Source organism: Aequoribacter sp. (assembly GCF_965659035.1).
Taxonomy (GTDB): Bacteria; Pseudomonadota; Gammaproteobacteria; order Pseudomonadales; family Halieaceae; genus Aequoribacter.
In genome coordinates this window covers 1-10,638 of the sequence record NZ_CBFHWH010000069.1, presented here as the reverse complement: position 1 = coordinate 10,638, position 10,638 = coordinate 1, and the positions used below count along the sequence as shown (strand labels likewise).

General features: G+C 49.6%; 6 protein-coding genes. 5 read left to right on the top strand and 1 reads right to left on the bottom strand.

Annotation, left to right across the window (positions count from 1 at the left end; all coding sequences use genetic code 11):
- Positions 1–93 precede the first annotated feature (93 nt).
- Positions 94–1,479 (top strand): alpha-amylase family glycosyl hydrolase, encoded by a 1,386-nt coding sequence (locus ACTF5Z_RS09420; protein ID WP_438985413.1) that lies wholly within the window; start codon positions 94–96, stop codon positions 1,477–1,479.
- 95 nt (positions 1,480–1,574) lie between these two features.
- Here the strand turns inward: ACTF5Z_RS09420 and malQ are convergent, their stop codons facing one another.
- Positions 1,575–3,113, bottom strand: a complete 1,539-nt coding sequence (gene malQ / locus ACTF5Z_RS09415) for a 4-alpha-glucanotransferase (protein WP_438985412.1) — start codon at positions 3,111–3,113, stop codon at positions 1,575–1,577.
- Between the two features lie 448 nt (positions 3,114–3,561).
- Here malQ and ACTF5Z_RS09410 point away from each other — a divergent pair, with 448 nt between their 5' ends.
- The 4 genes from ACTF5Z_RS09410 to ACTF5Z_RS09395 all read left to right on the top strand — a co-directional run.
- Positions 3,562–6,288: a TonB-dependent receptor gene (locus ACTF5Z_RS09410; RefSeq protein ID WP_438985411.1), complete on the top strand. Its 2,727-nt coding sequence runs from the start codon at positions 3,562–3,564 to the stop codon at positions 6,286–6,288.
- 67 nt (positions 6,289–6,355) lie between these two features.
- Positions 6,356–7,861, top strand: coding sequence for a tryptophan halogenase family protein (locus tag ACTF5Z_RS09405; protein WP_438985410.1), 1,506 nt, complete (start codon positions 6,356–6,358; stop codon positions 7,859–7,861).
- Positions 7,854–9,707, top strand: a complete 1,854-nt coding sequence (locus tag ACTF5Z_RS09400; RefSeq protein ID WP_438985409.1) for a glycoside hydrolase family 13 protein — start codon at positions 7,854–7,856, stop codon at positions 9,705–9,707. Before ACTF5Z_RS09405 ends, ACTF5Z_RS09400 begins: the two co-directional genes overlap by 8 nt.
- A gap of 21 nt (positions 9,708–9,728) precedes the next feature.
- Positions 9,729–10,638, top strand: a 910-nt coding sequence (locus tag ACTF5Z_RS09395) for a glycoside hydrolase family 97 N-terminal domain-containing protein (RefSeq protein ID WP_438985408.1), incomplete at its 3' end; no start/stop codon positions are given.

Sequence of the window (10,638 nt, the reverse complement as noted above, 5' to 3'; positions counted from 1 at the left end):
GCTAGCCGAAGTTGACGAATATTGAATACCTATTCATTTTGCATGCCGCGCAGGAATAGGCTCAACTGCGATCACTGATAATAAGGAGTGCCTATGAACCTACTCAAGACAAGCGCCATAATCACACTCATGATGGGCTTAGTTGCCTGTGAAACGAATGAGCCTGTGCCTCAAATATCCTCGTACGAGCCCAAGTCTTACTCGTCGGTACAACACGCAGAGTGGCTAAAGAATGCGGTGATTTACCAGCTCAATACTCGACAGTTTACTGAGGAGGGAACGTTTAATGCAGCAGCAAAGCATTTGCCCCGATTAAAAGCGCTTGGAGCGGACATTGTTTGGTTGATGCCTATTCATCCCATTGGTGAGGAGAACAGAAAAGGCACTGTAGGTAGCCCTTATTCCGTCAGAGACTATTTTGGTGTTAATCCCGATCTTGGTACTGAAGCCGATTTTCGCGTCTTTGTTAAAGAAGCGCACAGTTTGGGACTTAAAGTGATTCTTGACTGGGTGGCTAACCATTCGGCGTGGGATAACCCCATGCGGTTTGAACATCCTGACTGGTATGAAAAAGACTACAAGGGTGATTTTAGGCCCACACCCTGGTGGGATTGGTCGGATATTATTGATTTAGATTATTCTCAACCAGGCTTACGTAAAACGATGACCGAAGCGATGAAGTACTGGGTTGAGGAATTTGATATCGATGGTTATCGGTGCGATGTGGCCGGATTTGTACCGCTGGATTTCTGGGAGAATGTGCGTGCAGAGCTCGACCTGATCAAGCCAGTTTTCATGTTGGCTGAGTGGGAGTCGCGCGATATGCATCGAGCCGCATTCAACGCCACTTATGCTTGGTCTTTGCAGGAAGCTATGCACGATATCGTATCTGGCAAAGCTAAGAATCTAGCACCTTTGTATGTTTATTATTCGTGGAACGAGAGCGCTTACCCGCGTGAAGCCATGCGAATGATTGGTGTCAGTAACCACGATATGAATGCGTGGGAGGGAACGCCATTCGAGCGCTATGGTGACGGTCTGAAGCCCGCTATTGTGCTGTCAGTCGTAGGCGAGGGCATTCCAATGATTTACAGCGGTCAAGAAGCCGGCAATAACAAGCGATTAGCTTTTTTCGAGAAAGATTCAATCGAATGGCGCGAACATGAAATTGGCGAGTTGTATCGGCAGCTATTTAAGCTAAAGCACGAAAATAGTGCTCTGTGGAATGCCCAATGGGGGGCTCGCATGGTGCATGTGCCAAACTCAGAGGCTGACCGCGTACTAACGTTCGTGCGTCAAAACGAGGAGCACAAAGTGTTCGCAGTGATCAACTTCAGCGACGAATCCGTAGAGTTTACGATGGAGGGTACTTTGTTTCCTGACAGCTACACCGAATACTTCACAGGTGAGCGCGTTGAACTTACGCAAAGTAAGCCAATGGTGTTGGAACCGTGGGGATATCGAGTGTATCAAAGATAGTCGTAAGGCGATTGAATTTGTGAAAAGGGCCGACGGGCCCTTTTCTACGAACGTAATCTGTACAAGAGTCGTTAAAACTTAGACGCCTGTTTGACTTATTTGTCAGCCAAGAAAGCACTGACTCGCTTGTGTTTCTGGGTAAGATTTTTAACTTGATCAAAAGGAATTGCATCGAACTGGGCTTGCGTTAGGCGCCAGCGCCAGTTGCCCACCAGTGTTGCGGGATTGTTGATTCGCGCGGACCCCGGCAATTGCAGTAAATCTTGGGCAGTGATTATCGAAATGTTGGCATCTGAAGCCAGCGCCAATTCGATCACTGCAAACTCGTTTGATGTTGATGCATAACCGTTCAAATGCTGATTTAACCGTGCGTGAGTATGATCTTCAGCTTCACTCAACCAACCGGCAAGCGTTGTATTATCGTGAGTTCCGACGTAAACAAGTGCGCGCTCGGGATGATTTTCGGGGCGGTGAGGGTTGCTTACGTCATCGCTATCGAACGCAAATTGCAGGATGTGCATGCCCTGAAAGCCGTAATGTTGTTTGACGGCGAGCACGTCATCTGTGATTAAGCCCAAGTCCTCCACCACCGCAGGAAAGTCAGGATGTGCAGCGATCAGCGCATCGAACAATTCATAGGTTGGTACGTTTTCCCAAGTGCCATGAATTGCGGTAGGCTCCCCCGCAGGTACCTGCCAATACTGGACTAGGCCCCTGAAATGATCGATCCGAACCATGTCGAAAAGGGCAAATAAGCCGCCCATGCGTTGTATCCACCATTGATAATTCTGGGCCTTTAAGGCTTCCCAATCATAAACCGGGTTATTCCACAGTTGACCTGTGGTGCTAAAGTAGTCTGGTGGTACGCCTGATACGTGCGTGGGTCGTTTATCCTGGTCCAGTTTGAATAAGCTGGCATTCGCCCAAACATCGGCGCTGGCGTAGCTCACATAGATTGGCATGTCGCCAAATATTACGAGGCCTTTTTGGTTGCAGTAGGCTTTGAGCGCTAACCACTGCTTGTAAAACCAATATTGAATGATTTTTTGAGCCAGGATCGCTTCGCCGTGGTGTGATTCTAGTGCATCGATAGCACGAGCCTGTCGATCACGCAGAGCGGCGGGCCAATCGCTCCAAATGGCAGTATCTTCAATATCTGCAATTACTGTGAAAACAGCGTAATCGTGCAGCCAATAGGCTTGATCTCGACAAAAAGTATTAAACTCGGCGTCATTTTTGGCGTCGAAGTTTGCCACTGCTTTGTAGAGGGTGTTGAGCTTTTTCGGGCGCGTTACAGCAAAGTCGATGGAGTCAGCTTCCTCGACAATGGCGCTTTCCAGGTCCTGCGGTGATAGATAGCCCCAATCGACCAAGGCTTCTAGGTCGATGAGCAAGGGATTCCCGGCAAACGCAGAAGAACTGAAGTAGGGCGATTCACCCGAGGTCGGATTCGACGGGTTGAGCGGTAATATTTGCCAGTATCGCTGGCCTGCTGAGTGCAGGCGATCTGCCAAGGTGTAGGCCGCAGCGCCCAAATCCCCGATTCCGTAAACCGAGGGTAAGCTGGCTACGTGCAACAGCACACCACTGGCCCTCTCATTTAGGAAGGGTTGCAAGTTTCGTTGAGTGGGCATCTCCGTTGGGGAGGTGTCGGTTGCTAGCATTACGAATGAGGCCTTTATTGATCTTCTAAACTGCTCAGGGGCTCACACCCCTTTGGCATCTGAATTTTTGCGTAAAATAGCGCTAGGTAGGTCTTGTTGACAATGTGTGTAACTTTTTATGCATACCTATTCATAAGGGAGTTTGTCGCTGTCTGAATAAGCTATAAATTTTCAAAACATTGATTTTTAACGTTTTTATGTATTATTAAGGCCTGGTTGAGTCATTTCTGACTGGGTTTTTGAATACGTATGTAACTGGTTGTGAGTCAAATGAACGCATCGCTATTATGCACTCAGCCTGTAAATCGCTGCCCATGAGCTCAGGTGAAAACGTCATGGTTCGCTCGCCAGAACAATAATGAGTGCATGGCAATGGCAGCATAACCGAAAACAAAAAAAATGAATCGAAGGTGCATCTATGAAACCAACCCATTTTTTTCAACCTAAAAAACTCGCGCTTAGCGTTTCACTCGCTATGGGTGTTGCAGGAACTGTTGCAATGGCTCAGGACGTCGAAACAGCAGATGGTGAAGAGCGTACTCTAGAAGAAGTTGTTGTTACTGGTTATCGGAAGAGTCTGATTGATTCTATTGATAACAAGCGCTACGACAGCTCAATTATCGAATCCATCTCTGCTGAAGACATCGGTAAATTGCCAGACGTATCCATTGCGGAGTCGCTTGCACGCTTGCCTGGTTTAGCTGCGCAGCGACTTGATGGTCGCGCCAGTCGAATCAGCATCCGCGGATTTGGGGAGAACGAAAGCGCAACAACCTTCAATGGCAGAGAACAAGTCTCAATCTCGGATAACCGAGGCGTTGAATTTGATTTGTACCCATCGGAAATTATGTCGGCCGTTAACGTCTACAAAACTCCTCGCGCCTCTTTGGAAGCAGAGGGCATTGCGGGTGTTATTGACATGCGAACAGTGAAGCCGCTCGACACTAATGCGCGCTTCCAAATTAAAGGTGAGTACGAATACAACAGCCTGGGTAAGTTAAATCCTGACGCTGACGATACCGGTGTAAACGCGACCTTTTCATTAATCCAGCAGTTTGCTGACAACACGGTCGGTATTGCCCTCGCTCACGCCACCATGGATTCGCCCAACCAAGAAAATCGTTGGAACGCTTGGGGTTACCCCGGTGGCGTTTTAGGGGGTGCGAAACCCTTCGTGCGATCGTCGACATTGGAACGTGATTCCACCATGTTGGTTGTACAGTTTGAGCCGAACGAGCGCTTGAGCATGACTGCCGATGCCTTGTATGTAGATTTTGCGGATGAGAAGCTGCTTCGTGGTATCGAGATTCCTTTTGCTTGGGGCCAAGGTGCGGTAACGGCTGACGCGCCTGACGCAAATGGCGTTGTGAAAGGCGGCACTACCGTGGGTCAACGTGTGGTGGTTCGCAACGACTACGAGGAGCGTAAGGCCGAATTGACCTCGATGGGTTTCAACTTGGTGTTTGATCTGAGCGACGATTTGCAAATCGAGTTCGATGCAAGTCGTTCGGAAGTAGAACGTGAAATCTACTCGTTCGAGTCGTATTCAGGTACAGGTCGCGGTGACAGTCGCGGCGTGGCCGATACGATCAGCTACAGCCTGAAGGGCGGTGCATCGGGTGCAGTGTTTGATCCAGGTTTGGATTACTCAGATACGAGCCTGATTCAGTTGGGTGGCCCATTGACTTGGGGTTGGCAATCGACGCTAAACGACAAGTTTGGAGCCACAGGCACAGAGTTTGAGAATACTGCGCAAGACGGTTTCTTGAACGCCCCCAATATTGACGATGAGTTGACGGCACTTAAACTTGCAGCTAAGCAGCAGTTGAGCATGGGGCCTGTTACCGACATCGAGTACGGTGTGTCTTTCCGTGATCGTACCAAAGAAAAGACCGCTGAAAACTACTTCATGACCTTGAACGTCTTCCCCGAAATGCTAGCGATTCCCGACAAATACAACCTGGGTAGCGTTAACTTGAATTTCATTGGCATGGGTAACATGGTTGCTTATGACTCGATCGCAATGGTTCGCGATGGTTTCTACGACTTAACCTTAGAAGAGTCTAGCTACGCGACTAACCAATGGAGTGTCTCAGAGGAAGTGACGGCGTTCTATGCCATGGCAAATCTTGAAATGGATATTGCGGGCAAAGAAGTGAGTGGTAATGTCGGTGTGCGTTACTTGCAAACCGATCAATCCTCGACGGCTTTTGCACGCAGCGGTAGCGATTTGATTCGTCAAACGGTATCACATGATTACAACAACGTGTTGCCTAGCCTCAATTTAAGAATGGCCCTAGATGAGCAGCAAACCATTCGCTTTGGTATTGCTAAGACGATGTCTCGCCCACGTATGGATGAGATGAACGCTTCGTTTGGTATCGGTATCTCACAGGTGCCTGACGTAAACGGCAACTACATCTCTGCGGGCGGCGGTAACACGTCCCTCGAGCCGAAAGAAGCGTTAGGTATTGATTTGACCTACGAAAACTACTTTGCGGATGACGGTTATTTCGCAATCGCGCTGTACCGTAAAGAACTGAAAGAGTGGATCTTTGACGGCGCAGCGGAAATCGATGTTTCGAGTTTCTTGACAGCGACGGGCCAAACTACTCCAGATGGCAGCACCACGGCTACGGTCAATGGTAAGGTCAACGGCGGTGACGGTACTCTGAGCGGTTGGGAGGTTTCGCTCGCAATGCCTTTGAGCATGATTCACGAAAGCCTTGACGGTTGGGGTATTTTTGCAAGTCATACGGGCGTATCTTCGGATATTAAAACCCCAAGTGGCGCAGATTATGAATTGCCCGGTTTGTCGAAGAGCATTCAGCAGGCTACCGTTTACTATGAAAACGGCGGATTCGAAGCTCGCTTGAGTGTTCGTAAGCGCGATGACTTCAAAGGCGACTTATACGGTCTTGGATTTAGCGTAGATCAATACGATATGTTGGGCGAAACTATTGCTGACGCGCAGATCTCGTATGATTTCGCCGATTCAGGAATCGCGTACCTAGAGGGCCTTCGTGTCTATCTGCAGGGTGTTAACTTGACTGACGAGCCCTTTACCTCGCTAAGCGGTGGTGTGGTTCGCGACTACCAAGAATACGGCGAAAACTACCGTCTTGGTTTTAGTTACGACTTCTAAGATAAGCGGCTAAACTCGAAACCCCTGTTGCACAACTCGGCAGGGGTTTTTTTTTGGAGGGGCTTCTATGACCGATGCGATTAAACGCGTTGTTATTGTTGGCGGCGGTACAGCAGGGTGGAACGCAGCAGCTTTGTTTGCGCGGACACTTGGGAAGGTAATTTCGATCACCTTGGTAGAGTCTGACGAAATTGGTATTGTTGGTGTGGGTGAGGCGACAATACCTCCCATCATCAATTTTAACAATGCCTTGGGCTTTGACGAGGCGGAGTTTCTTCGCGCCACTCAAGGGAGTATTAAGCTCGGAATTCAGTTCGAAAATTGGGGCAATGTAGGCGACAGCTACATGCATGCCTTTGGCAGTATCGGTAAAGATTTTGCCTTTTGTGGTTTTCATCATTTTTGGCTCCGTAGTCAGCAGGAAGGTATTACCTCCGACTACTGGGACTTTAGTTTGAATTATCAGACGGCCAAGAAAAATAAGTTCGCAAAACTGAATCAAATCCCAGGTACCCAATTACCCGGCATAAGCTACGCGTATCACTTTGATGCTGGCTTGTACGCTCAGTATCTTCGGAACTACTGCGAGCACAGTGGTGTGACTCGAGTGGAAGGGATGATAAAGCGGGCTCATCAGCACTCCGAGACCGGGTTCATCGAATCTGTTGAACTGGAATCGGGGCAGTTAATCGAAGGCGATTTGTTCATAGATTGTTCTGGTTTTAGGGGCCTGCTGATTGAGCAAGTGTTAGAAACGGGTTACGAAGATTGGAGTCAGTGGTTACCGTGCGACCGGGCCTTGGCAGTACCAACCGAGTCTAATGGAGCCATCAAGCCGTACACGCGCTCTATCGCGCACACTGCGGGGTGGCAGTGGAATATTCCTCTGCAGCATCGCACCGGCAATGGCCATGTGTATTGCAGCGCCTACATGTCCGATGACGAGGCCGCACGCACTCTGCTACAACATGTCGAGGGCGCACCCCTTGCTGAACCGCGCAGTATTCCGTTTAAGACGGGGCGCCGACGAAAACAGTGGCACAAAAACTGTATTGCTTTTGGTTTGGCCAGCGGCTTTTTGGAGCCACTCGAGTCCACCAGTATCCATCTTGTTCAGTCAGGTTTGCGTCGCTTGGTGCAACATTTTCCTCATAACGGTATTAAGCCCGCCGAGGTGGATGAGTTCAATCGGCAGTCTCAGGTTGAATTCGAGAAGATCCGTGACTTTATCATTATGCATTACAAAGTAAATGCGCGAACTGACAGTCAGTTCTGGATTGACTGCCGCAACATGGATATTCCCGATTCGCTACTACATCGCATAGAGCTCTTTAAAACGTCGGGCAAAGTTTTCAAAGAAGGCGATGAGCTTTTTCAAGAAATCGCATGGCAACAAGTCCTCATGGGGCAAGGTATGGTGCCTAGTGATTATCATCCCCTCGCAGATTCGATTTCGCGAGAGCAGCTTGCGGGTTTGATGGCCGATCTCAAGAGTTTGGTGGCTGGCGCGAGTGACAACTGTGCCCGCCACGAAGAGTTTTTATTGTCATGTGGGGTGCAACTCGATGCCTAAGATCAACTTAAAAAATGTTTGTTTTGTCGTTGTGTCGCTGTGTCTCGCTGCTGACGTCTCTGCTGAACTTCGCGTTGACCCACCTAACTGGTGGGTCGGCATGGCAAATCAGGAGCTAGAGCTTCTTATACACGGTGACAATGTAGGTAAGGCGCAGTTTGAGGTGGGTGTAGCAAACGACACCGTGCAGGTGATCGATATAACGCGTGCCGACAGCGATAACTACCTGATTGTAAATCTGCTAATAGCCCCTGAAGCCAAGGAGCAAACCCTCGAACTTAGGTTTTCGGGAGACGTAGAGTACACCTTAACTTACTCCCTAAAGGCTCGTGACCCAGCGTTGGGCGCAGGGCAGGGGTATGACGCCAGTGACGTAATTTATTTGCTGACCCCTGATCGTTTTGCCAATGGCGATAGGAGCAATGACCGTGTTGAAGGTATGCAAGAGCAGGTGGTTGACCGCTCGGCGCCCTACGGTCGTCACGGTGGTGACTTGCAGGGAGTGCTGGAGCATTTAGATTACCTATGGGACTTGGGGGTGACCCAGCTGTGGATGAACCCAGTACTTGAAAACGATCAAGCAGAGCAGTCGTACCATGGCTACGCAATTACCGATCATTACCGTATCGATCCGCGCTACGGCGATTTAGATTTGATGGTGACATTGGCAAACGAAGCCAGAGCCCGAGGTATTCAATTTATTTGGGATGTCATCCCGAACCACAGCGGTTCTTACCATTGGTGGATGCAGGATTTGCCCTTCAAGGATTGGGTGAATTATCCAGATTCCCGCCAACGGACAAATCATCGTCGTGAGTCTGTCCAAGACCCTTATTCGATTGCCTCAGATCGCGAGAACTTTCAGTCCGGATGGTTTGTTGACGCCATGCCTGATTTGAACCAGCGTAACCCTCATATGGCGCGCTATCTCATTCAGAACACGATCTGGTGGATAGAAACTCTGGGCTTGAGTGGATTACGTGTGGACACCTATCCTTACTCGGACAAGGCTTTTATGGCGCAATGGAATGCCGCCTTATTGGCGGAATATCCAAATCTTAATAGCGTGGGGGAGGAGTGGTCTTTAAATCCTACCATTGTAGCCTACTGGCAAGAGGGTAAGCACAACAGCGATGGCTATCTAGGCAGCTCGCCGGCTATGATGGACTTCCCTCTTAACGACTCAATCTTGAAAGCCGTTGCCGAGAGCGAGGCTTGGAACACAGGTTTGACCCGTGTTTATCAGACGCTGGCGAACGATTTTGTGTATGCCAATCCGAATGATTTGGTGATCTTCCCTGATAACCACGATATGAGCCGGGTGTTCAGCCAGGTGAATGAATCTGTCGCAGCGACGAAAATGGCACTGGCCATGATCGCGACCTTACGCGGAATTCCACAGATTTTTTATGGCACCGAAATACTCATGCACAACCGCGGTACTGATTCGCATGGCGTCATTCGCAGCGATTTTCCCGGTGGGTGGGCTGGCGATACAGCCAACGCCCGTACCGGTGAGGGTTTGTCAGAAGAGCAACTGGAGTTTCAGCGATGGACGCGCGAGCTTCTAAATTGGCGTCGCCAGCAAGTCGCCGTTCATAAGGGCGATTTTCGGCACAAAGCACCCGTTGACGGTTTGTATGCTTACAGTCGAACTTATACGGGAAATACCGTCCTAGTGTTGGTGAACAACTTAGATGTATCAAGGAATGTGCCTCGCGCAGAGGTGAGTGAGCTTACCGGCGATGCTAGCCTTTGGATTGAAGCCTTCAGTAATGAGTCTATTGATTTTTCTGAGGCGCTGTCCGTGCCTCCAAAATCGGTGCTGATTTTACAAACTCCCTAAAACAAGAAATTAGGTAGCGTTATGCAAAAGTTTTTTCTGCTTCTGTGTTTGTTGTGGGCACCAGCGCTGCTGGCGGCAACGGTAAGTTCCCCCGATGCTCGAATAGAGTTTGAGATATCCGCCGCGCAGGGGGGCGCGCAATACCAAGTGACATTTAATGGGGCGACGGTCATAGCCCCAAGCCGCCTAGGATTAACCTTTGCCGAGCTCGCGACCTTAGGTGAGGGTCTTACCTTGGGTGAAGTTAAAATCCAGCACAAGCACGAGCCTTGGGAACAACCCTGGGGTGAGCAGCGCTACATTGAAAACCGCTATCAGCAGCTCACTGCGAGTTTTCTGAACGGCGACGAGCAAGAGGTCTTCACCCTTGAGGTGCGAGTATTCAACGACGGTTTAGGCTTTCGCTATCACGTACCAGAGCTTATTGGAGGGCCAGTATCGTTGATTGATGAGCTGACCCAGTTTGTCCTGCCAGATGCTCACCGTACCGATGCTTGGTGGATTCCCGCTCGAGAATGGAATCGCTACGAGTATCTGTACGACAAAACTACAGCGGATGCCATGCGTTTAGTGCACACCCCAGTCACTCTTAGGCAAGCGAATGGCGTTCATCTCAGTATCCACGAGGCGGCTCTGGTGGACTATGCCGCGATGTCACTTAAGCAAGAGCGAACAGGCGTACTCAAGGCGGATTTGGCGCCTTGGAGTGACGGTGTTCTGGTCAAGACGTCGCTCCCCATGACCACCCCGTGGCGTACAATTCAAATCGCTGATTCTGCCACAGGCCTGTTGAATAGCGCGTTGAGCTTAAACTTGAACGAGCCCAACAAACTTGGTGATGTGACATGGGTTGAACCTGGTAAATACGTCGGTATTTGGTGGGGCATGCACATTAATAAAAATACTTGGGGCAGTGGTCCTACTCACGGTG